Source organism: Pseudomonas sp. MWU318 (assembly GCF_016756945.1).
GTDB classification, from domain to species: Bacteria; Pseudomonadota; Gammaproteobacteria; order Pseudomonadales; family Pseudomonadaceae; genus Aquipseudomonas; species Aquipseudomonas putida_A.
Map to the genome: position 1 here is coordinate 89,324 of NZ_JAESJL010000010.1, position 23,215 is coordinate 112,538.

At 60.9% G+C, this 23,215-nt stretch carries 19 protein-coding genes; 8 read left to right on the forward strand and 11 right to left on the reverse strand.

What is annotated here, in order from left to right:
- Positions 1-353: 353 nt before the first annotated feature.
- The 4 genes from JN524_RS22110 to JN524_RS22125 all read left to right on the forward strand — a co-directional run bounded on the left by JN524_RS22110 (position 354) and on the right by JN524_RS22125 (position 3,879).
- Positions 354-1,148 (forward strand): helix-turn-helix transcriptional regulator, encoded by a 795-nt coding sequence (locus JN524_RS22110; RefSeq protein ID WP_202370704.1) that lies wholly within the window; start codon positions 354-356, stop codon positions 1,146-1,148.
- Between the two features lie 83 nt (positions 1,149-1,231).
- Entirely contained in the window at positions 1,232-2,638 is a 1,407-nt protein-coding gene (gene adeC / locus JN524_RS22115; protein WP_272929693.1) for an AdeC/AdeK/OprM family multidrug efflux complex outer membrane factor, read from the forward strand.
- 156 nt (positions 2,639-2,794) lie between these two features.
- Positions 2,795-3,400, forward strand: coding sequence for an SCO family protein (locus JN524_RS22120; protein ID WP_115990063.1), 606 nt, complete (start codon positions 2,795-2,797; stop codon positions 3,398-3,400).
- Positions 3,400-3,879, forward strand: coding sequence for a copper chaperone PCu(A)C (locus tag JN524_RS22125; RefSeq protein ID WP_202370705.1), 480 nt, complete (start codon positions 3,400-3,402; stop codon positions 3,877-3,879). Before JN524_RS22120 ends, JN524_RS22125 begins: the two co-directional genes overlap by 1 nt.
- Positions 3,880-3,948: 69 nt before the next feature.
- On the opposite strand, the gene JN524_RS22130 is transcribed toward JN524_RS22125, so the two are convergent.
- Together JN524_RS22130 and JN524_RS22135 are read right to left on the reverse strand one after the other, a co-directional pair.
- Entirely contained in the window at positions 3,949-4,443 is a 495-nt protein-coding gene (locus JN524_RS22130) for a hypothetical protein (protein ID WP_202370706.1), read from the reverse strand.
- Positions 4,444-4,569: 126 nt separating this feature from the next.
- On the reverse strand, positions 4,570-5,586 hold the full coding sequence (locus JN524_RS22135; RefSeq protein ID WP_202370707.1) for an ABC transporter substrate-binding protein: 1,017 nt from the start codon (positions 5,584-5,586) through the stop codon (positions 4,570-4,572).
- A gap of 310 nt (positions 5,587-5,896) precedes the next feature.
- Between JN524_RS22135 and JN524_RS22140 the strand changes: the two genes are divergently transcribed.
- Positions 5,897-8,128 (forward strand): LTA synthase family protein, encoded by a 2,232-nt coding sequence (locus JN524_RS22140; protein WP_202370708.1) that lies wholly within the window; start codon positions 5,897-5,899, stop codon positions 8,126-8,128.
- Between the two features lie 122 nt (positions 8,129-8,250).
- Here JN524_RS22140 and JN524_RS22145 read toward each other — a convergent pair whose 3' ends face one another.
- Complete coding sequence (locus tag JN524_RS22145; RefSeq protein WP_202370709.1) at positions 8,251-10,287, reverse strand: TonB-dependent receptor; 2,037 nt, start codon at positions 10,285-10,287, stop codon at positions 8,251-8,253.
- A 325-nt stretch (positions 10,288-10,612) separates the two neighbouring features.
- On the opposite strand from JN524_RS22145, the gene katG reads away from it, so the two are divergent.
- Positions 10,613-12,883 carry a catalase/peroxidase HPI gene (katG, locus tag JN524_RS22150; protein WP_202370710.1) on the forward strand — a complete coding sequence of 757 codons (2,271 nt, stop codon included), beginning with the start codon at positions 10,613-10,615 and terminating at the stop codon, positions 12,881-12,883.
- Positions 12,884-13,015: 132 nt separating this feature from the next.
- On the opposite strand, the gene pepN is transcribed toward katG, so the two are convergent.
- From pepN to JN524_RS22180, 6 genes are read right to left on the reverse strand one after another with little or no spacing between them, the layout of a single operon-like run.
- Entirely contained in the window at positions 13,016-15,673 is a 2,658-nt protein-coding gene (pepN, locus tag JN524_RS22155; protein WP_202370711.1) for an aminopeptidase N, read from the reverse strand.
- A gap of 10 nt (positions 15,674-15,683) precedes the next feature.
- Positions 15,684-16,514 carry a DUF2797 domain-containing protein gene (locus tag JN524_RS22160; RefSeq protein ID WP_027613137.1) on the reverse strand — a complete coding sequence of 277 codons (831 nt, stop codon included), beginning with the start codon at positions 16,512-16,514 and terminating at the stop codon, positions 15,684-15,686.
- Positions 16,511-16,771, reverse strand: a complete 261-nt coding sequence (locus JN524_RS22165) for a YeaC family protein (RefSeq protein WP_003224178.1) — start codon at positions 16,769-16,771, stop codon at positions 16,511-16,513. The genes JN524_RS22160 and JN524_RS22165 overlap by 4 nt, the downstream gene beginning before the upstream one ends.
- 33 nt (positions 16,772-16,804) lie before the next feature.
- A complete protein-coding gene (locus JN524_RS22170) occupies positions 16,805-17,674 on the reverse strand; it encodes a rhomboid family intramembrane serine protease (RefSeq protein ID WP_202370712.1) in 870 nt (289 codons plus the stop codon).
- Complete coding sequence (locus JN524_RS22175) at positions 17,671-18,645, reverse strand: metallophosphoesterase (RefSeq protein WP_371917819.1); 975 nt, start codon at positions 18,643-18,645, stop codon at positions 17,671-17,673. Before JN524_RS22175 ends, JN524_RS22170 begins: the two co-directional genes overlap by 4 nt.
- Entirely contained in the window at positions 18,642-19,532 is an 891-nt protein-coding gene (locus JN524_RS22180; protein WP_003224174.1) for an NAD(+) kinase, read from the reverse strand. Before JN524_RS22180 ends, JN524_RS22175 begins: the two co-directional genes overlap by 4 nt.
- Positions 19,533-19,647: 115 nt before the next feature.
- Between JN524_RS22180 and JN524_RS22185 the strand changes: the two genes are divergently transcribed.
- On the forward strand, positions 19,648-20,598 hold the full coding sequence (locus JN524_RS22185) for a DUF1853 family protein (protein ID WP_202370713.1): 951 nt from the start codon (positions 19,648-19,650) through the stop codon (positions 20,596-20,598).
- Between the two features lie 130 nt (positions 20,599-20,728).
- Here JN524_RS22185 and JN524_RS22190 read toward each other — a convergent pair whose 3' ends face one another.
- The gene (locus JN524_RS22190; RefSeq protein ID WP_202370714.1) at positions 20,729-22,012 is read right to left on the reverse strand and encodes an arsenic transporter; all 1,284 of its coding nucleotides are present in this window, start codon (positions 22,010-22,012) and stop codon (positions 20,729-20,731) included.
- Between the two features lie 160 nt (positions 22,013-22,172).
- Positions 22,173-22,730 (reverse strand): NADPH-dependent FMN reductase, encoded by a 558-nt coding sequence (locus JN524_RS22195; protein ID WP_202370715.1) that lies wholly within the window; start codon positions 22,728-22,730, stop codon positions 22,173-22,175.
- A gap of 183 nt (positions 22,731-22,913) precedes the next feature.
- Here JN524_RS22195 and JN524_RS22200 point away from each other — a divergent pair, with 183 nt between their 5' ends.
- Positions 22,914-23,144, forward strand: a complete 231-nt coding sequence (locus JN524_RS22200) for a hypothetical protein (protein ID WP_007965845.1) — start codon at positions 22,914-22,916, stop codon at positions 23,142-23,144.
- Positions 23,145-23,215 lie beyond the last annotated feature (71 nt).

A 23,215-nucleotide genomic window follows, 5' to 3' on the forward strand; every position in this document is an offset into this window, starting at 1 on the left:
AAAAGTTCGGAGAGGAAACACTGAAAATCCTGTAGGAAAAATGCCACACACCAGCGCTGCCATCGACCTGCGTTGTGATCTCACAAAAACGCAAAAGCCCCGATTTTCAAGGTCTTGCCGTGACCAAACAGTCACGCGATGCGCAACACCTGTAGCAAATGGCGTCAGAAGCCCGGCGCCAACTTTCAGAAATGATGGCACTTTGTGTCCCTGTTTTCCCCTACAGACGCAGAACAAATCCATAGGCTTAAATCCCGCCCCAGATCAGTTTCAAGGAGAGACGATTGCGTGGGCGGCTTTTGCATAGACAGCGGACGACTCGGTGATGACTCGGAACCAGGGATGACAAGGATATGAATCTGACCGGCAGCATTCGCAACATGGAAAACCCGCACTTCTACTGGCAACTGGGGGAACTGATTGCCAGCACCGGCGACGATCATTTCGCCAGCAATATGTTCCAGTTGGTCGACACTCTGGTGCCGGTCAATCGCGTCGATCTCAGTGAGTGGACGCTGGACGAACGTCAGGCCAGCGTGGTCGAGATCAAGGCGCTGGGCAGCGCCGGACTGCCGCAGACCTTCCCGCCACCGGACCCGTTGAAAAGTCCGGACGATCATCCGTTGTTGCAGAAGATGATCGAGATGAATGATTCCCTGCTGATTCAACTCAAAGCGTCGCTCCAGCCGCAACATCCGCAGCACAGCGTGCACCAGTGCAATCTGGTGTCCCGCACCTCTAATCGCCGCTGTGTCATCTCGTTCTACCGACCGCATACGCAACGAGTGTTTTCCTTGCCGGAGCTGTCGTTTCTGAAAAGCCTGTCCGACACCCTGCTGCCGCTGATCGAGCGGCACGCGCAGCTCAGTCGGCAGATCGTCGCCAAACAGCCACGCCAGCCCTTGGCCGATCTGGAGCAGGCGCCGTTGCAGCAGGTGTTTGACGAACGTCTGGCGCTGGGCGGCATCGTGCTGTCGGCGCGGGAGAAAGAAGTCTGCCTGGGTCTGTTGACCGGCGGTACCGTGCCGCAACTGGCCGAGATACTGCGGGTCAAGAGCAGTTCGGTCGAGACCTACCTCAAACGGGCGACCGCCAAACTGGGGGTTAGCGGACGGCATGGTCTGGCGCGCTGGATGGCCGGGGCGTAGCGGCGGAGTCAGAGTTAAACGGTGTTCGAGGTAGTTCGGGGAGTCAGTCCCCGGCACGTGTTTTTTCTGCATGAGAGCGTTCGATGCTGCGCATTTCCCTGCTGTCCCTCGCCGTCCTGCTGGCCGGTTGTTCGTTGATTCCCGAGTACCAGCGCCCTGCTTCACCGAGTGCTGCGCAGTATCCGCAAGACGCGGTTTACCCGGCACCGACACCCGCCGCAGCGCGCACTGAAGACTGGCGCACGCTGTTCAACGACCCGGCGCTGCAACAGTTGATCGAAAGCGCGCTGGTGAACAATCGCGATCTGCGGGTGGCGGCGCTGAACGTCGAGGCGTTCCAGGCGCAGTACCGGATCCAGCGCGCCGATCTGCTGCCGGCGGTGTCGGCCAATGCCAGCGAGTCACGCCAGCGCATGCCGCCCAGCGTGACCCGCAGCAAAGCCATGATCAATTCGACCTATGCGGTGAATCTGGGTGTCAGTGCCTATGAGCTGGATTTTTTCGGCCGAGTGCGCAGCCTCAGCGAGCAGGCGCTGCAAACCTGGCTGGCGACCGAACAGGCGCGGCGCAGTGCCGAGCTGAGTCTGGTGGCCAACGTCGCCAATGCCTACCTGACCTGGCGCGCCGATCAGGAGTTGCTCGAACTGACGCGCCAGACCCTGGCCGCGGATGAGCAAAGCCTGCGCCTGACCACGCGCAACCGTGAGGCCGGCAAGTCTTCGGCGCTGGAACAGGCGCAGGCGCAAACCAGCGTCGACAGTTCGCGGGCCAATCTGGCGCGATACAAACGCCAGGTGGCGCAGGATCTCAACAGCCTGACACTGCTGGTTGGCGCGCCAGTCCCCGAGCAACTGCCGGCGCAACCACTGGCCAGCGATCTGGTTCAGCAATTGCCGGCCGGGTTGCCGTCGGATCTGCTGCAACGGCGCCCGGACATTCTCCAGGCCGAGTACAAGCTGAAAGCGGCCAACGCCAATATCGGTGCAGCGCGCGCGGCGTTTTTCCCCAGTGTCAGCCTGACCGCCAGCGCCGGTACCTCCAGCCGCGATCTGTCCGGGCTGTTCAGCGCCGGCTCCGGGGAGTGGACGTTCCAGCCGCAAATCAACCTGCCGATTTTCAACGCCGGCAGCTTGCGCGCGAGTCTGGATTATTCGAAATTGCAGAAAGACGTCGCGGTCGCCGAATACGAGAAATCGATTCAAACCGCGTTTCAGGAAGTCGCCGACGGCCTGGCGGCGCGCAGCACTTATCAGCAGCAATTGCAGGCGCAACGCGATCTGGTGCAGGCCACTCAGGATTATTACAACCTGGCGCAACACCGTTATCAGAATGGCGTCGACAGCAGCCTGACGTTTCTCGATGCACAGCGTTCGCTGTTCAGTTCACAGCAGGGGCTGATCACTGATCGGCTGGCGCAGCTGGTTGCCGAGGTCAACCTGTACACCGCGCTGGGCGGCGGCTGGCAGGCCGATGAGACCCGGGTTCAGTAGCCACTCGTCACTTTTTCTTACACCTTTTGTCGCCCGATCCGACGCCGCGCGGCGATCCGTGGCCGGCGTCTGCCGTCAGTTTGGTATCATGCGCCGCTTTTACGGTTAACCCCCCGCCAGTCCTGCCGACTGACGGGCTGCAAAAGGCGGTATTAGATGACGGCTTTGTTGACTCGCCGCAAGGTGCTTGCGGGAATGGGCGTGCTGGGCCTGGGCCTGCTCGCCGGCTGCGACACCCGTGGCCAACTGTCGTACAAGTACGGCAAGGACCTGAGTGACAAGATCCTCGGACGCACCTTCAAGCTGAAGAACACCGACGGCGAAACCATGACGCTGTCGAGCTTTCGCGGGATGATGCCGATGATCTTCTTCGGCTTCACCCAATGCCCGGCGGTGTGCCCGACCACCCTCGCCCGCGCCGCGCAAATCAAGAAGCTGATGGGCAAGGACGGCGACCGTCTGCAGGTGATCTTCATCACCCTCGACCCGGAACGCGACACGCCGCAGATCCTCGACGCCTACGTCAAAGCCTTCGACCCGAGCTTCGTCGCGCTGTACGGCACGCTGGAAGAAACCAAGGCCACGGCCAAGGAATTCGACGTGTTCTTCGAGAAGGTGCCGGCCGGCGATACCTATACGATCTCCCACACGTCCACCAGTTACGTCTACGACTCGCGCGGCCAGTTGCGCCTGGGTCTGTCTGTATCGCTTTCGGCACAAGAGTGCACGGAAGATTTGCTCACCGTTATGGAGGTCTGCTGATGCACCCCGTTTTGAACAACATCAAACGCGCCGTTTTCGCCCTGTCCCTGCTGGGCCTGGCGTTTCAAGCCTCGGCTCAGACCAGGGTCGATGATGCCTGGGTGCGTGCGACCGTGCCGACCCAATCGGCCAGCGGCGCGTTCATGACCGTCACCGCGGACAGCGACAGCAAACTGCTGAGCGTGGCCTCGCCAGTGGCCAAGGATGTGCAGATCCACGAAATGTCGATGAAGAACGACGTGATGAGCATGGGCCCGGTCAAATCGGTCGACCTGCCAGCCGGCAAAGCCGTCACCTTCGACCCGAACGGCTACCACGTGATGCTGATGGGCCTGACCGGCCAGCTCAAGGAAGGCGAAAGCGTACCGCTGACCCTGACCGTGGAAAACGCCAAGGGCGAGAAACAGACCGTCGAAGTCAAAGCCGAAGTCCGTGCGCTGACGCACATGGAAGGCCACGATCACAGCAAGATGCATTGATCTGACTTGGCGGCAATAAAAAGGGGCGGCCTGATCGATGATCAGGTCGCCCCTTTTTTTGCGCGCATGTCAGCCACGCTTACGGGCCAGTGCGTTGCGCACGCTTTCCCTCGACATCCCCGAGCGCGAAGCCTCGGCAGCTTTCTCTACGGGCGCCGCCGCCAACTGCTGCTTGCGCTTCAACACCTGACTCCAGCGATAACCGAGATAAACGGCCGCCGCAAAGAATCCCAGCCAACCAGTGATCAGGTTGACCACTGTCCACAGCCCAAGGGTGATCAGTACGGTTTTCCAGGTGAACAGCTTCAGGTTGTTGTCGACGGGCACCGTTTCAACCGGTGCCCGCTGCGCCACTGGAATCTGCTGCACTCCATCCAGATCAAAGCGCAATGAGAAGTCCGCCCCCGGTACCTGGACATTTATCTGATTGCCTTCAGCGGTATGCACCCGCACTTCGCCATTGACGACCGACACCGAACTGAAACTGATCTGGGTTTCGTGATGAATCTCGCCGTTGACCAGGGTCACGACCGTTCGTTGTTCGCCATTGGGGGTGTCGCGCATGTCGATTCCTTGAGAACTCCACGTCGGACGACGTGCAAAGGGAAAGTCCGTTGGGCTCGAATGCTACTGAGTGGCCATCAGGCTGTCCAGAAACAACCACAGGCTTCAACTCTTTGGCGAGCGTTATCAGCTCCCAGCGCCGCCATGCGCCTCTTCAAAAAAGTAATCCTTCCAGCTGCCGGCCTTGTTCTTCAGCACGCCCAGTTCCTGCAATTTTTCGGCATAGATGAACGTGCGCTGCGGCACCACCGTGAAGTCGATTTCCGGATCGGTGACGATCTGCTCGACCAGCGCCAGCGGCAGCTTAGACTGTTCGACGCGAATGTACGCCTGAGCGGCGGCGGGCTTGTCGGCCTTGATGATTTTTTCCGCTTCGGCCAACGCGTCGTAGAACGCCTTGTAGGTCCTGGGATTTTCGTCGTGGAATTTTTCCGTGGTGTAGAGCACGTTGAACGTGGCCTGACCGCCAAGCACGTCGTAAGAACTGAGCACCTTGTGCACGTTGGGGTTTTGCAGGGCCTGATACTGAAACGGCGGGCTGGAGAAGTGCGAGTTGATTTCCGAACCGCCGGCAATCAGCGCCGCCGTGGCATCCGGGTGCGGCAGGCTGACAGAGATGTCGTCAAATTTCTTGTACTGATCATTGCCGAATTCCCTGGCCGTTTCGATCTGCAAGGTACGCGACTGGAAACCCACGCCCGCTGCGGGTACGGCGATGCGATCCTTGTCGCTGAAATCCTTCAGGGTCTTGATGTTCGGATTGTTGGTCAGCAGGTAATTGGGCATCGAGCCGAGCGAGGCAATCGCCTTGACGTTCTGTTTGCCACGGGTGCGATCCCACACGGTGAGCATCGGCGGCACCCCGGCGGACACCACGTCCAGCGCGCCGGTCAGCAGCGCTTCGTTCATCGCAGTGGCGCCGGAGATGCTGTTCCAGTCGACCTTGATCTCCAGCCCCTGTGCCTTGCCGTGTTTTTCGATCAACTGCTGATCACGGACCACGTCGAGAATCAGATAACCGATGCCGAATTGCTGGGCGATGCTGATCTTGCCTTCGGCCTGAGCGCCGGCGCTGAACAGCAGACTGCCTGCCAGGGATGCGGCCAACAGAGTCAGCGCAGAACGTTTGAACGGTACGGCCATGACAACCTCGCAGCTGGGGTGGATTTACTCAAAGACCGGACTCTATCGCTATAAAAAACAGAAATTAAATACCGTTATCGAATATCAATAGCACGCTCGGGTTTGGCGTCGCGCGCTGATTTAAACAGCCTGAAACAATAAATCTGCCATCGGTTACACGCTGTGCGTCAGCCGCCATTGGGCTGACACCGACGCCGGTCAAGGCCTCAAGCCCTGCGCAGCGCCTGCGAGAGCGGATCAGCCACGCGTTTAAAAGGGCGATCAGACAGCCCACCCTTGGTATCATCGCGCACACTTTTGTGACGGTTTGATGGCTGGAAGGTCTTTGTTTGTGAGCGTTCTTTTGCGTTGGTTGCGGCAGCCGCATGCCCGCCTGTTTTCCCTGATTCTGCTGGTGCTGATCGTACCGGTGTGCCTGCGCGCGGCGTTGGGCTGGTCGTCGTCGCTGGGCTATTTGTCCGACCTGGCGAGTGGCAGTTTGCTGGTGCTGTTGCTGCATCGCCGTGCGTGGTGGCTGGCGTTGCCGTTGCTGCTGTTCTGGGGATTGCTCGCGGTGGCGACGGCGGAGCTGGTCAGCGCTGTCGGCCGGTTGCCGAACCCATCCGACCTGCATTACCTGATTGACCCGCAGTTCGTAGAGAACTCCACCGGTGGCGGCTTTGCCCATCCGGCGCTGGGCGTTGCGCTGTTGGTGGCGCTGCTGCTCTGGTTGCTGACGCGTTTCGCCAATCGCGCGCAGCCCGCTGCTGCTCTGCCCCGCGCCGTGTGGGCGGCACCGGCGCTGCTGTTCGCCGCGCATTGGGGCGTGCAAAACCTGTGGCCAAGCGAGGAGGATCCGTGGCACCTGTACAACCTGCCGCATCAGTTGCTCGCCTCGCAAGTCGCCGAGCTGCAGTTGCAGGCCGAGGAATGGCTGGACGGTGACGTCGAAGAACCCGCGCCACAGATGGCCGGCCTGACCGATCTGGATCTCAATGGCCACAAGCTGCTGGCCGCACCGGGGCAGGCGCGCAATGTGCTGATCATCGCCCTGGAAGGCATTCCCGGCGCTTACATCCGTGCCAATCGCGAAGCCATTGGCAGCCATTATCAGGAAGACCTGATGCCCAACCTCAGCCGCTGGGCCGAGCGCGGCATGAACACCCCGGATTACGTGCTGCATACGCACCAGACCATTCGCGGCCTGTACGCCATGCTCTGTGGCGATTACGACAAGCTCAACAACGGCACGCCCAAAGGCGTGGAGATGCTCACCCAACAGGAGCGCAATCAGGCCTGCCTGCCGGCACAACTGCGGCAGCACGGCTTCAGCACCCACTATCTGCAAGGCGCCGGTCTGCGCTTCATGGCCAAAGACAAGATCATGCCGCACATCGGTTTCGATGCGACCCATGGTCTGGAATGGTTCACCAACGCCAACTATCTGGAGTTCCCGTGGGGCAAGGATGACAAGGCGTTCTTCGAAGGTGCGCTGGATTACGTCGGCCAACTGAAGAAGCAGAGGCAACCGTGGATGCTCACCCTGTTGACCGTCGGCACCCACCAGCCCTACTCCGCGCCGGAAGACTACCTGGCGCGTTACGAGACGCCGAAACAGGCGGCTGTCGGTTATCTCGACGATGCGCTGGAGCAGTTTCTCAGCGGTCTCGAACGTCAGGGTGTGCTCAAGGACACGCTGGTGGTGATCACCTCGGACGAATCCCACGGCATCGACGGCGTGCGTCTGGCGTCGTCCTGGGGTTTCAACCTGACCCTGGCCCCGGAACATGAGCAACTGCCGCGACTGAATGCCGGGGTCTACGGGCATGTCGATCTGAGCGCGTCGATCCTCGATTATTTCGACCTGCCGGTGCCGTCAGCGCTGAGCGGCCGTTCGCTGTTTCGCGACTACGACAGCGGGCGCGAGATCATGTCCTACACCAACGGCAAACTGCGCTACCACAACGGCCAGGGGATTTTCTCCGAGTGCGACATGCCGCGCCGTTGCCGCTACTACGAAAGCCCCGGCTTCATTGCCGAGCGCGCCACCTTCAAGGGCAATGAAAGCAGCCAGCAGGCCCGACAGATTGCCGCGCGGGCCATGGCGCTGGACCTGTCGCTGCTGCGCACCCCGCTCAATCAGCGTTACCAGTTCGGCAGCAACAACGTCATCCCGCTGCAAGCGCAGATCAAGGATGACTGGGCCGATAACCTGATCGGCGCGCAATACCTGGAAATGCCCAAGGGCTCGCACACCCGCGTGCGCCTGACCGTGCGCTCGGTGGATCCGCAGCAGGCGGCGTACATCCAGCTCAAGGCCAAGGAGTTCGAACAGGACGTGCAGCTGGGCTTGCCGACCGAGATGGTCGCCACAGCCGATCAGCCGCTGGAGATGGATTTCAGTTTCGACAACCCGCAACCGCGCAAAGCCTTTTCGTTTCACTTGCTGGGTTATGGATTGGGTGCGGTCGAGGTCACGGATTTCAGTGTGATTACTGAATTGCCGGGGCAGGAAGATCCGCTGGATGCGTTGCCGGACGACGACACCGCGCAATCGAGCTGATGCCCCCCGTGTAGGAGCTGCCGCAGGCTGCGATCTTTTGATTTTGTTTTTTCAAGATCAAGATCAAAAGATCGCAGCCTGCGGCAGCTCCTACACGGGGGAAGTGTTAACAGGTCAACTAATCAGAACGTCGTGCGTAAACCCACCTGAATGCTGCGCCCTTGCGCCGGTGCAATATCGCGCAGGATCGAACTGGCGTAACGCACGGTCTGGTTGGTCAGGTTCTCGGCGTTGACGAAGGCCAGCCATTTGCTCTGGCCGACATCGAAGTGGTACCCGACATTCGCCCCCAGCGTGGTGTAGCCATCGGTGCTGCTTTCGTTGGTCGGCACACGATGTTGCGAGCTGGCGTGTTCGATATCGATCCGTGCCTGCCAGCGATCCAGTTCCCACAGCAAACCGCTGTTCAAGCGCAGCGGCGCGATGCGCGGCAGATCCTGACCGTTATCGAGGTTCTTGGCGCGGGTGTAATCGCCCGACAGCTCCAGCGCGAACTTGCCGTAGGCATTTTCGCCAAGCGTCCAGCGATCCTGCGCTTCGATGCCACTGAAGCGCGCGCGAACGCCCGAGTAGGTGTATTCGGGAATCCCGCCGGCATCCTCTTCGCCTTCGTCATTCAGTGTTCGGCCGGTACCGAGCAAGCCGATGTAATTGGAGAAGTGGCTGTAGAAAACGCCGACGCTACCCTTGTGCGTGCCATTGTCGAAACGCAATGCGAGGTCGCTGGACACGGCTTTTTCTTTCGACAGCCCGCCATCGCCGACTTCATAGGTGCCGGTCGCGACGTGGGCGCCGTTGGCGTACAACTCATAGAACGTCGGCGCGCGCTCGGTGTAGCCGAGTGTCGCGGCGACCGACCAGATCGGCGTCAGCGTGTACACCGCGCCGGACGACAGGCTGCCGGCGGTGAAACTGCTGGAGCGGTCGGCATTGGCGAAGCGCTCGTTGCCTTTGGCATCCGGGTCGACTGTGGTGTGTTCCAGTCGGCCACCAAGGGTGAACAGCAGACGATCGGTGGCTTGCAACTCTTCCAGAATGAACAGGGCACCGGCGTCGGTATCGGTGTGTGGCACGAACGCTTCTTCGCCCAGCGCCGAGAATTCGTTGCGGCTGACCTGAGCGCCGATCACCCCGTTGAACGGCCCCAGTGGCTGATGCCGGGCCTCAACCCGCGCTTCGTAGCCCTTGTTCTTGAAGGTGGTGCCGACTTCACCGCCCTCGATTTCCCGGTGCTGGTAATCGGTGTAGCCGGCGTCGAGTTTGACCGAGCTGAACGGCCCGTCGAGGTTGCGGATTTCCGAGGCGAACGCGTAGTGCTCCTGCTGCATGCGGATGCGCACGTCGTCTTCGGCGGGCGAGCCGTAGTTTGAATCGTAATTGCTGTAGGACAGACCGGCGTAACCGTCATCCCAGGTGTAGGAACCGCCGACGGCGCCGCCATCCTGACGGCCGTCGCTGTTGGCTAGCCGATGCTTGCGCGAGTCGCCGTCGTCGTTGGCGCGTGCCGCGCCGGTCTTGGCGTAACCGGGAATCTTCAGATCATTGAACTCGCGGGCGCTGGCGTCCAGGTGCAAGGCGAACTGCCCGTTGCCGGCCTCCAGCTTCCCCGCGCTGCTGCGGGTGGTGTCGGCGCCGCCGTAACGCAACTCGCCCGCACCGTGAATGCCTTCGATGGCCTCGGTGGGGATGCGGTTATCGAAGGTGTTGACCACCCCGCCAATCGCACTGCCGCCATACAGCAACGCTGCCGGGCCACGGACGATTTCAATGCGCTCGACGTTGACCGGGTCCAGCGGCACCGCGTGGTCGTAGGACAGCGACGAGGCATCCAGCGCGCCGACGCCGTTGCGCAGGATGCGAATGCGGTCACCGTCCTGACCGCGAATGATCGGCCGACTCGCACCCGGGCCGAAGTATGACGAGGACACGCCGGGCTGTTTGTTCAGCGTCTCGCCGAGGCTGCCCTTCTGCTGCAACGTGAGGTCGTCGCCGCTGAGCACGGTCGAGGGCGATGCGAGGGTCTGGCTGCCCAAAGGATTGCCGGTGATGACTTGTGGTTGCAGTTCGAGCGGGTCGGCGGCGAACACGGGTGAGGCAATCAGCAGCGCTGCGGCCAGCGGAGTCAAGCGTCGTTGAAGGGGGTGGGAACGGGCAGGCATTTCAGAACTTCCGTGAGCAGAAAAATGAGGATCGCTGCCGGCGTTTGGCAAATAATGCTGGCAGAAACAGAATGAAATCTTTTTTATGTTATACAATAACATTTCTTTCTGTCATCACGATTTTTCGCAGCAAGCGCTCAAGAACAAGGATCTACAGATTTGCCATGATGGTTTGGCCGCCTGCGCAATAGCAAAAAACCGCTGAAAGACTGCGCCTATCAGCCTCCAATAGTCGGCCTATTAGCTGGTTGCCCAAGTCGGGTCTAGCCTTACTAGTCCGAAGTCGGCACGAGCCGGCCGCACATGACCTGATAAGGACCCGAACATGGCAAACGAATCGAAATGCCCGTTCAACCACGCCGCCGGTGGTGGTACGACGAACCGTGACTGGTGGCCGAATCAACTGAACCTGAAGATCCTCAGCCAGCACTCGTCCAAGTCCGATCCGCTGGGCAAGGACTTCGACTACGCCAAAGCATTCCAGAGACTGGACTTCCAGGCCCTGAAACAAGACCTGCGTGCGCTGATGACCGACTCCCAGGACTGGTGGCCAGCCGACTTCGGCCACTACGGCCCGCTGTTCATCCGCATGGCCTGGCACAGCGCCGGCACCTATCGCACCGCCGATGGCCGTGGTGGCGCCGGTTCCGGGCAACAGCGTTTCGCTCCGCTCAACAGCTGGCCGGACAACGTCAGCCTCGACAAAGCGCGGCGCCTGCTGTGGCCGATCAAACAGAAATACGGCCGCAATATTTCCTGGGCCGACCTGATCGTGCTCACCGGCAACGTTGCACTGGAATCCATGGGCTTCAAGACCTTCGGCTTCTCCGGTGGACGTCCCGATGTGTGGGAACCGGACGAAGACGTGTATTGGGGTTCGGAGCGCGAATGGCTCGGCGGCGACAGTCGCTACGGCAAAGACAAATCGGCCATGCAGGAGCCGGGTGACGGTACGCTGGTGGCCGAACCGGACCTGCACGGCAAAGAGCAAAGCCGCACCGATCAGGGCGAACGCAATCTGGAAAATCCGCTCGCAGCGGTGCAGATGGGCCTGATTTACGTGAACCCGGAAGGCCCTGAAGGCAATCCCGACCCGGTTGCCTCCGGTCGCGATATCCGCGAAACCTTCGGCCGCATGGCCATGAACGACGAAGAAACCGTCGCGCTGATCGCTGGCGGTCACGCCTTCGGCAAGACCCACGGCGCCGGCCCGGCCGATAATGTCGGGCCTGAGCCGGAAGCGGCCGGGCTGGAAGAACAAGGCCTCGGCTGGCGCAACGCATTCGGCACCGGCAAAGGCGCCGACACCATCACCAGCGGCCTCGAAGTCACCTGGACCACGACCCCGACTCAGTGGAGCAACAACTACCTGGAAAACCTGTTCGGTTTCGAGTGGGAACTGTTCAAAAGCCCGGCCGGTGCGCATCAGTGGAAACCGAAAAACGGCGGCGGCGCAGGTACTGTTCCGCATGCGCATGATCCAAGCAAAAAGCTCTCGCCGACCATGCTCACCTCCGACCTGGCGCTGCGTTTCGACCCGATCTACGAGCCGATCGCCCGTCGCTTCCTGGCCAACCCGGATCAACTGGCCGACGCCTTCGCCCGCGCCTGGTACAAGCTGATCCACCGCGACATGGGCCCGCTGTCGCGCTACCTCGGGCCGGAACTGCCGAACGAAGAACTGCTGTGGCAGGACCCGATTCCTGAGGCCACTCACCCACTGATCGACAGCAATGATGCGGCGGCGCTGAAAAGCAAAGTGCTGGCGTCCGGTCTGTCAGTGTCGCAACTGGTGTCCACCGCTTGGGCCGCGGCATCGACATTCCGTGGTTCGGACAAACGGGGGGGCGCCAACGGCGGACGTCTGCGTCTGGCCCCGCAGAAATTCTGGCAGGCCAACCAGCCGGAGCAACTGGACAAGGTGCTGAAGACCCTGGAGGGCATTCAGAACGAGTTCAACGCCGGCTCCTCCGGCAAGAAAGTCTCGCTGGCGGATCTGATCGTGCTGGCGGGTAACGCAGGGGTCGAGCAAGCGGCGAAAAACGCCGGGCACTCTATCTCTGTGCCGTTCAATCCAGGTCGGACCGATGCGACTCAGGAGCAAACCGACATCGAGTCGTTCGGTTTCCTCGAACCGATTGCCGATGGTTTCCGTAACTACAGCAAGGGCAAATACACCGTGTCGGCCGAGGCGCTGCTGATCGACAAGGCGCAACTGCTCACCCTCTCCGCTCCGGAAATGACCGTACTGGTCGGTGGTCTGCGGGTATTGGGCGCGAATGTCGGGCAGAGCCGGCATGGCGTGTTCACCTCGCGCACGGAAACCCTGAGCAACGACTTCTTCACCAACCTGCTGGACATGGGTGTGGAGTGGAAGCCGACGTCGGCAGCAGCGGACGAGTTTGAAGGACGCGACCGCAAGACCGGTAGCGTGAAGTGGACGGCGACGCGGGTTGATCTGGTGTTTGGTTCCAACGCGATACTGCGCGCGCTGGCCGAGGTGTATGCGAGTTCTGACGCGAAGGAACAGTTCGTCAAAGATTTCGTGGCGGCGTGGGCCAAGGTGATGGAGCTGGATCGATTCGACCTGAAATAACCTGTAGGAGCTGCGGCACGCTGCGATCTGTTGATCTTGATTTAAAAAATCAGAATCAACAGATCGCAGCCTCGTTTCACTCGACAGCTCCTACAGGTTTTGTGTCTGCCGGAGATCTTGATCAGGCGAGCGTTACGCCAGGCTTTTGCTCACCACTTCGTACACATCGCTCGACAACTGCCCCGAAGCCAGAATCCGCTCCAGCTCAGCCTTCATCAGTGCCTGCCGTGCAGCGTCGTATTTACGCCAGCGGGTCAGCGGCGCCAGTTGCCGCGAAGCAATCTGCGGGTTGAAGCCGTTCAGCTCGATCACCAGATCCGCGAGGAAGCGGTAGCCCGAACCGTCGGCGGCGTGGAAGTTGATCAGGTTCTGCCCGGCAAACGCACCGACCAGCGCACGCACCTTGTTCGGGTTCTTGATGTTGAACGCCGGGTGCTGCATCAGAGCCTTCACCCGCGCCAGACCGCCCGGCAGTGTGCTGCCGGCCTGCACGCTGAACCACTGATCCATGACCAGCGGATTGTCCTTGAAGTGCTCGGCGAAAGTCGCCAGCGCTTTGGCCTTCTGTTCTTCGAACGGCGAGTTGACCAGCACCGCCAACGCGGTGAGGCGCTCGGTCATGTTGTCGCTGTTTTCGAACTGTTCCTGCGTAGCGGCCAGCACTTCGGGCTTGCCGCTGAGCATCAGGTACGACAGCGCAATGTTCTGCAGCGCGCGACGGGCAAAGTGTTCAGCCTCTGCCACGTATGGCGTCTGCTTCGACAAATCGCGGTTGGCCTGATAACGCAGCCACAGCGCTTCGAACAGGTTGTCCGCCAGTTGCTTGCGGGCAAACTCGCGAGCGTTGTGGATCGCCTCGACATCCGCCACTTCGCTGATTTCGGTCAGATACGCTTCGCTCGGCAGCGAAAGCATTTCGGCGACCATGGCCTGATCCAGCGACTCGTCAGACAGCACGGTTTTCAGCGCCGAGATCAGACGCGGATCGAGCACCAGGCTCTCGCCCTTCTGCTGCTGCGCGATCAGCTCCTGCAGGACCTGCACCGACAGTTGCTGACCGGCATCCCAGCGGTTGAAGCCGTCGCTGTCGTGCTGCATCAGGAACATCAACTGGTCGCGGTTGTACGGGAAGCTCAGTTTCACCGGTGCCGAGAAACCACGCAGCAACGATGGCAGCGGCTGTTCAGCGATGTCGACGAAGGTGAAGGTCTGCTCAGCCTCGGTCACCGAGATCACGCGGGTGGTGCCCTGGGCCGACGCTTCACCGGCCAGACGCAGGGCAATCTCGTTGCCTTTGCTGTCGAGCAGACCGAGTTCGACCGGGATCACGAACGGCAGTTTTTCCACCTTGTCCGGGGTTTCCGGGCAGCTCTGGCGGAAGGTCAGGCTGTAGGTTTTCGCCGCGGCGTCGTAGGACTCGCTGACCGCCAGACGCGGCGTGCCGGCCTGGCTGTACCAGCGTTTGAACTGGGTCAGGTCGACACCGTTGGCATCTTCCATGGCCTTGACGAAGTCGTCACAGGTCACGGCCTGGCCATCATGGCGTTCGAAGTACAGGTCACTGCCCTTGCGGAAGCCTTCGGCGCCCAGCAGGGTATGGATCATGCCGACCACTTCCGAGCCCTTTTCGTACACGGTCAGAGTGTAGAAGTTGGAAATCTCGATGAAGCTGTCCGGACGCACCGCGTGGGCCATCGGGCCGGCATCTTCGGCGAACTGGTGGGTACGCAGGTACGCCACGTCCTGAATGCGCTTGACCGTGGCCGAGTTCATGTCCGAGGAGAAACCGGCGTCACGGAACACAGTGAAGCCTTCCTTGAGCGACAGCTGGAACCAGTCGCGGCAGGTCACGCGGTTGCCTGACCAATTGTGGAAGTATTCGTGGGCGACGATTGCCTCGACCCGCTGGTGCGCCGCGTCGGTGGCGGTTTCGGCGCGGGCCAGCACGGCGCTGGAGTTGAAGATGTTGAGGCCCTTGTTCTCCATCGCGCCCATGTTGAAGTCGTTGACGGCGACGATCATGAAGATGTCCAGATCGTACTCGCGACCGTAGACCTCTTCGTCCCAGCGCATCGACTTCTTCAGACTGTTCATCGCGTGCTGGCACTTGTCGATGTTTTCCGGCTCGACGTAGATGCGCAGCGCGACATTGCGATTGGTCATGGTGGTGAAGGTGTCTTCGACGCACCACAAATCACCGGCCACCAGCGCGAACAGGTACGCCGGTTTCATGAACGGGTCTTCCCAGGTCGCCCAGTGCCGGCCGTCTTCGCCAGGGCCGGAGGCAATCGGGTTGCCGTTGGACAGCAGCACCGGATAGCTGTGCTGCTCGGCGACCACCGTGGTAGTGAACTTGCTCATCACGTCCGGGCGGTCGAGGTAATAGGTGATCTTGCGGAAGCCTTCGGCCTCGCACTGGGTGCAGAACATCGTGCCGGACTTGTACAGGCCTTCCAGCGCGGTATTGGTTTCCGGATGGATCCTGACACTGGTGTCGACCGTGAAGCTGGCGCTGGCCGGCTGCAGGGTCAAGGTATTTTCGCTCAGCTGATAATCGCCGGCGCTCAGTTCCTGGTCGGCCAGGGTCACCGACAGCAGCTCCAGTTGCTGGCCGTCGAGCACCAGCGGCGGCAGGCCAGGGCCACGCTCCGGGTTGCGGCGCATCACCAGTTGCGCGTGGACCAGGCTGTGGTCCTCGAACAACTCGAAGGTCAGGTGCGTCTCGTCGATCAGGTACTCGGGCGCCTGATAGTCCTTCAGGTAAATCATCTTCGGTTGTTCGGTGCGCATGCTGGAATCCTTATTGATGCACGGCGAGCTGATAGGCCGTGTATTTACGAATGTTGATCACGCCGGTGTCAAAAATCAGGTACTGACCCTTGATCCCCAGCAGCGTGCCTTCGGCAATCGGGTTCTTGTCCAGGTTGAAGCTGACGATTTTGGCCGGGTATTGCTCGACCGGATAGCGGATTTCGAGAGGTTCTACATCGGCAATCGTCTGAATTGCTTGTAGGCCGAATCGCTGCTGCAGGCCTTGCAAGCCCTCGGCGCAGCTTTCAAACAGTTGATCGCGCACTTGCGCCAGATCCACCGCCGCCGCATCGCCCTTGAGCAAGGCGCGCCAATTGGTCTTGTCGGCCACCTGACTGCGGAACAGGTCTTCGACGAAGCCCGACTGCTGGCGCGTCGATACGCGCATGATCGGCAGCGCCTGACTTGCGCCCTGATCGAGCCAGCGGGTCGGCAACTGCGTGGCGCGGGTGATACCGACCTTGATCCCCGACGAGTTGGCCAGATACACCACATGATCAGTCATGCAGAACTTCTGACCCCACTCTGGCTCCCGGCAGGTACCGGCCTCGAAGTGACAACGCTCCGGGCTCATGATGCACAGATCGCACTGCGCCAGTTTGGTCATGCACGGGTAGCAGTAACCCTGGCTGAAACTGGTTTTGGTCTTGCGCCCGCAATGGGTGCAATGAATCGCCCCCAGGTACTCCAGACGCACCGTGGTGCCGATCATGGGGTTGACCGGCACCTCGACGTCATCCAGACGAAACGCGTATTGCACATTCGGCCCGTCCAGGCGCGCCGACATTTTGCTGATTGCACCGCGGCCAATCTCGATCAATGGATGGCATCCGACTTGAACAGGATGTTCGGTACTTCGATCGACTTCGACGCACATTCCTGCGGGCCCATGTAACCGGTGCGCTGGTCTTCAGGCAGGTTCTGGATTTCCCAGGCGATCATCGCCTGCAGCGACAGCTCGCGCTGTTCGGCGGTGAGTTTGCCGCCGTCGGACCACTTGCCGATTTCCACGGCCAGTTTCAGGCTCTCGTAGATGTCCGGGGTGATGTTTTTGATCATGTCGTTAAAAGAGGACATCAGGGTCTCCGTGCTCTTTATTCACTTAAAATTTCAGGCGGCCAGTTTACGGCGGTTATACAAACCGCCCAACAAACCGGTGAAGCATCCGATGAGTAACCCGCTGACGTGCGCGGCGTTGGCGATCTGGCCGAAACCGATCATCGAGACCAGTCCGGACATGCAAATCACCAGCCACACCAGCATCATCACCAGCACGCCACGCGGCAGGCGATACGCCGGGTTCGGCGCCAGCAACTGGAAAATCCAGCAATGGCCGAGCAGCCCGTAGAGTACGCCGGACAAGCCGCCAAACAGGCTCGGGCCGCTCCAGACAAACTGCGCGTAGTTCGACACCAGGCTGAACAGCAGGGTCAGACCGAGCAGGTTGATGCTGCCCTGACGTGACTCGATGCGCCGCCCCAGTTCCCAGTACCACATGCCGTTCATGGCCAGGTGCAGGATGCCGAAGTGCAGCAGCATCGGCGTGAACAGGCGCCACCACTGCCCCGCCGCCAGGCTGTCGGCCAGCGGCGTGAACTGGATGTACTCGCCGACCACGCGGAAGTCGAGGAAGGTCAGCCAGCGAATGGTGTCGAGGTTGTCACCCAGATAGGTCAGGCCGCCGACCAGCAGGCTCAGCAGCAGGATCAACCCGGTGGCCTTGGCGTGTTTGAGTTGCTCGGCGAAGCTCGGACGCTTGAAGCTCGGCGCCAGCGGAATGTCCAGCTGCTGATCGGGATCACCGGCCGGGAAGCGCTCGTACAGCGAACGCACGTCCTCGCTGATTTCCGAAGGCGCCCACAGCACCTGCTCGCCCGCCTCTTCGCTGACTCGATGCGGCACCTGCATCCGTTGCAGCAGCTTGACGAAACCGCTCAGATCCACCGCCAACGGCAGACGCAATACCGCTACCGCACTCATTGCAGCACCTCCGGCCGCTCGACATCGACCCAGACAAATTTATGCGGATCCAGGCGTGTTTCCTGATCCAGACGATAGGCCACCAGTTTGCCGTAGAGCACCGCGCTGTAATCGAGACACGCGAGGTTCGGGCGGATCGGCGCCGGTTTGCCGCTGCGCCAGTAGTGGCCGACGAACAGCAACGGCTCATCGATGCCGTAGCGCAGCAGATTGTTTTTTTCGCTGGAGGTCAGCGGCTTCTGCGCCACCGGCTCCGGCAATGCATCCGGCTGGAAGACGATGTCGCCGTAGGTCTTCGGGTCGTCTTCCCAGAATTTGGTGCGGAAGAACGAGCGCACCAGACCGTCGCCGCTGGTCATGGTCAAGCCATCCGGCAGGCGCATGTCGGTGCCGCGCAGCAAGCGGTCGAACACGGTGCAGGCGAAACTGCCGGGCACGGCCGAGGCCTGGAGAAAGTGCTCGTCGATGCGCGCATCGGGAAACAGCCCGCGTAACGGTTCGATCAGGCTGGCATCCCAACAGGCATGCACCACGCGGAAGCGCCCGGCATCAACCACCAGCGGCAGCTCGTAGAACCAGTTGAGGAAGTCATGCCAATCGCCCGGATGGTCTTCGAACTGGGTCAGGGTTTCCTGCAGCAGGCGCGCATGGCGCGGGGTGTGCTCACGGACAAACTGCTTGCCGCTGCCCGGCAGCGCCGGCGTGCTCCAGCCCAGTGCGTTGAATTCGTGGTTGCCCATGATGCACAGCGCCTGCCCGGCCTCGACCATGTCGTGGACGATGTGCAGTGCCTCGCGGATTCGCGGGCCACGGTCGATGATATCGCCGACGAACACGGCCATGCGCGATGGATGCCGCCAGACCCCGCCCTGCTTGTGATAACCGAGACGGTCAAGCAAGTGTTCGAGGGTCAGGGCGCATCCGTGCACGTCACCAATCAAGTCATAACTGCGCGCGGGATCGAGCATCAGTCGCCTCCACCACCCAACTTGCTGCCCCAGCCGAGCTTGGTCCGGCAGACTTCGTAGTAGTTGTGGTCGAGCGGGTGAATCAGCCGCAGCTTCTGGGCTTTCTTGCTCACGGTGATGGTGTCGCCCGGCGCGCAGGTGAAGTGGTTCTGCCCGTCGCAGGAGACTTGCGGGTAAATCTGCATGTTTTTCGACACGACGATTTTCAGCTCACTGTTGCCATCGACCACAATTGGCCGGCTCGACAACATATGGGGGTACATCGGCACGATCACAATGGCATCAAGCTTGGGATGCATGATCGGCCCGCCAGCGGACAACGCGTACGCGGTGGAACCGGTCGGCGTAGCGACGATCAGGCCGTCGGCCTTCTGGCTGCAGACGAACTGGCCGTCGATGTACAGCTCGAACTCGATCATCCGCGTCGATTTGCCCGGGTGCAGCACCACGTCGTTCAGCGCATCGCCCTGGCCAATGGCCTCGGCATGGCGGCGAACTTCGGCTTGCAGCAGGAAGCGGTTTTCCACCAGATAATGGCCGTCGAGCACCTTGGCCACTTCGACTTCCAGCTCATCGGGACGAATGTCGGTGAGGAAACCGAGGCTGCCACGGTTGATCCCCAGCACCGGAATATTGTGCTTGGCCAGCGCCCGCGCGGCGCCGAGCAGGCTGCCGTCACCGCCGACGACGATGACCATGTCGCAGACTTCGCCGAGCATCTTGCGTGACGAGGTCTGCAGACCGTGGCCCGGCAGGACTTCGGCGATGGTGTCTTCGAGAATCACGTGCAGGTGACGATCGAGCAGAAAGCGTTTCAGTCGGCGGACGGTATCCAGCACCTGGGAACTGCCCAGGCGACCGATGATGCCGATATTACGAAATTGCTCCATGGGACCTCTGCGGACAATCGAAAACGCGAAAAACCCGATTATGGGCGAAAGCCCGCGATAGACAAAATCCTTTCAGCCTCAAGGGGGCGCGCGCGTTTCAGGCTATGCTCGCAAGATGATCCTGTTTCCCGACCTGCTTCAGTTGCCACACCAATTACGCCATCCGGAAGTGCGTGACCTGGCGTGGGTGATTCTTGCCCCGCCGATGCTGGCGGAGACGCCGTGGCCGCAGCGCCATCCGCTGGCCGGCAGCGATTGGGTCAGTGATCCGGCGCGCCTGGAGCATTGGCTGCGGCAACTTGATCGTGACAGTTATGGCTTGCTGCACTGGCTGTCGCAGGCGCGTACCCGGCGGCTGGGCCTGTATTACGAACGGCTGTGGCAGTTTGCCGTGCAGCATGCGCCGGGCATCGAGCTGATTGCCGCCAACCTGCCGATCCGCCGTGAAGGCCACACCCTCGGTGAACTGGACATGCTGCTGCGCGACCGCGATGGCGTGCATCACCTGGAACTGGCGATCAAGCTCTACCTCGGCCCGCAGAAAGGCGACGGCCACGACCCGGCGCAGTGGCTGGGGCCCGGTTGTCATGATCGACTGGACCGCAAACTGGCGCATCTGGCCGAACACCAACTGCCGATCTCGGCGCGCCCGGAAAGCCGTGAGGTGCTGGCCAAGCTGGATATCGAGGTGTTCAGTGCGCAGCTGTGGCTGGGCGGATACCTGTTGTACCCGTGGCCCGGTCAGGCAGAACCGCCGAAAGGCGCGCATCCGCAGCACCTGCGTGGCAGTTGGCTGCATCAGAAGGATTGGCCGGCGTTCGTCGCGCAGCGCCCGGCCGGGCGCTGGCAACCCCTGCCCCGCCATGCCTGGCTGGCGCCGGCACACTATCCGGCGGATCAGACCTGGAGCGCTGAACACCTGCAGATGTGGCTGGATGACCTGGAACCGACGGCGCCGGCGCAACTGCTGGTGCGCCTGACCGAGAATGCCCGGGGCGAATGGGAAGAGGCGGAGCGGTTGTTTCTGGTGGCGGATCTTTGGCCGAATGTGCCGGGCCAGGCCTGAGATTTTGCGGTGTTTGCACCGGCCCCATCGCTGGCAAGCCAGCTCCCACAGGATCTTCTGTGTACTCACTACCTGAGCCACACCACAAACCCTGTGGGAGCTGGCTTGCCAGCGATAAGTCCGACTCGGTCTAAAGGGATAACCGCAAAGCCAACGCCACCAAGGTAATCAGCAACACCGGCACCGTCAGCACAATTCCCACCTTGAAGTAATAGCCCCAACCAATCCGGATATCCTTGCGCGCCAGCACATGCAGCCAGAGCAAGGTCGCCAGACTGCCGATCGGGGTGATCTTCGGCCCCAGATCGCTGCCGATCACGTTGGCATAGATCATCGCTTCCTTGATCACACCGCTGGCCTGACTGGCATCGATCGACAACAAGCCGATCAGCACTGTCGGCAAGTTGTTCATTATCGATGACAACAGCGCCGTCAGCACCCCGGTGCCCAGCGCCGCGCCCCACACACCGTACCCGGCAAACACATCCAGCCACCCGGCCAGATAGCCGGTCAGCCCGGCATTGCGCAGGCCATACACCACCAGATACATGCCGAGGGAGAAAATCACGATCTGCCACGGCGCCTCTTTGAGCACCTTGCGCGTGGAAATCTTGTGGCCACGGGCGGCGATCCCCAGCAACAGCGCCGCGCAAACCGCCGAGATCGCGCTGATCGGGATGCCCAGCTGTTCGAGGAAGAAGCAGCCGATCAACAGAATCACCAGCACCACCCAACCGGCATAGAACGTGGCTTTGTCGTGGATCGCCGTGTACGGCTGTTCGAGCTGTTCGGGGTCGTAAGCCTTGGGAATGTCGCGACGGAAGAACCACATCAGCACGCCAAGCGTTGCGGCCACGCTGACAAAGTTGACCGGCACCATCACCGCCGCATAGCGGTTGAAGCCGATGTGAAAGAAGTCCGCCGAGACGATGTTGACCAGGTTCGACACCACCAGCGGCAGGCTCGCGGTGTCGGCGATGAAACCGGCGCCCATGACGAACGCGAGGGTCGCCGCCGGGGAAAAGCGCAGCGCCAGCAGCATCGAAATCACGATCGGCGTGAGGATCAGCGCCGCGCCGTCATTGGCGAACAACGCCGACACCAGCGCGCCGAGCAGCACCATGAAGGCAAACAGCTTGCGCCCACTGCCCCGCCCCCAGCGCGCCACGTGCAGCGCGGCCCAGGCGAAGAACCCGGCTTCATCGAGCAACAGGCTGATGATGATCAGCGCAACGAAGGTGCCGGTGGCGTTCCAGATGATCTGCCACACCAGCGGAATATCGCTCAGGTGCACGACGCCGAAGATCAGCGCCAGCACGGCGCCGAGCGTCGCGCTCCAGCCGACCCCGAGGCCTTTGGGTTGCCAGATGACAAGGGTGATGGTCAGCAGGAAGATCAGTGACGCAGCGAGCATTCGCGACAGCCTTAATGAAGAAAACAAGCCAAACCACACAACTGTGGGAGCGAGCCTGCTCGCGAAAACGGACTGTCAGTCACCACGAGATGTGGCTGATGGCCCTTTCGCGAGCAGGCTCGCTCCCACAGGATTTTTTCGAGCCGCAGCTCAGACCCGATTATTTCTTGTGTTGTTCCACAAATTTCCCATATGCATTGATGAAACTCTGCAGAAAAGGTTTCACCGACTCGCTCAATTTGCCCGTCTCGTCAAACGCCGAACCCGCGCCACCCAGATACGCTTCCGGCTGCTGCATGCACGGCACATCGAGAAACACGAAGGACTGGCGCAAATGCTGGTTGGCGCCAAAACCGCCAATCGCCCCCGGCGACACGCTGATCACCGCACCCGGTTTGCCGCTCCAGACGGCTTTGCCATACGGCCGTGAACCCACGTCAATCGCATTCTTCAGAGGCGCCGGCACCGAGCGGTTATATTCCGGGGTGACGAACAGCACCGCGTCGGAAGAACCGACTTCCTGGCGGAAAGTGCTGTAGGCTGCCGGCGGTGAATCGCCGTCGATGTCTTCGTTATAGAGTGGCAGGTCGCCAATCTCGACAATCTTCAGTTTGAGGTTCGCCGGTGCCAGCTCGGCCAGCGCCAGCGCGACTTTGCGGTTGATCGATGCTTTGCGCAGGCTGCCGACGACTACAGCGACGTTGTAGACATTGCTCATGGAAGACTCTCGACTGTCGGTGGGAAGAGCCAGTAGTTATAGATGATTCGATGACAGTTTCACCAGCGAGCAAGGGAAATTCCTGCGCGCTGATTATTTTTTTCCTGTAGGAAAACTTACAGGGCTTGATGACGGTCTACCAAGCCGCAAATCAAGCGTTTTATCTCCAGAGGTTCTAAGCAGATGGCAGCAGTACTCGTCGGTCAGTTCCATGCAAGAGATGCGGAAGGCCGCGTTTATTCCGTGCATGAGTTCCAGGAATCCACCCCGTCGGCAGACGGTTCCACTGGCTCGGAGCCGATTTACAAACTGGCCATTGGCGATCGCGTCAACAAAGTCAGTGACACCGAGTTTCTCCTGGTTCAGTCAGGTATCACCCTGACCCGCGAGCCTGAGACAACCGTCGCGTCATAACTGGCCGTTATGAGCAGAAGTCATATGCGCAGACTTGGGGTAGGATTCAGCCACTGACCCCACCTGCTGAA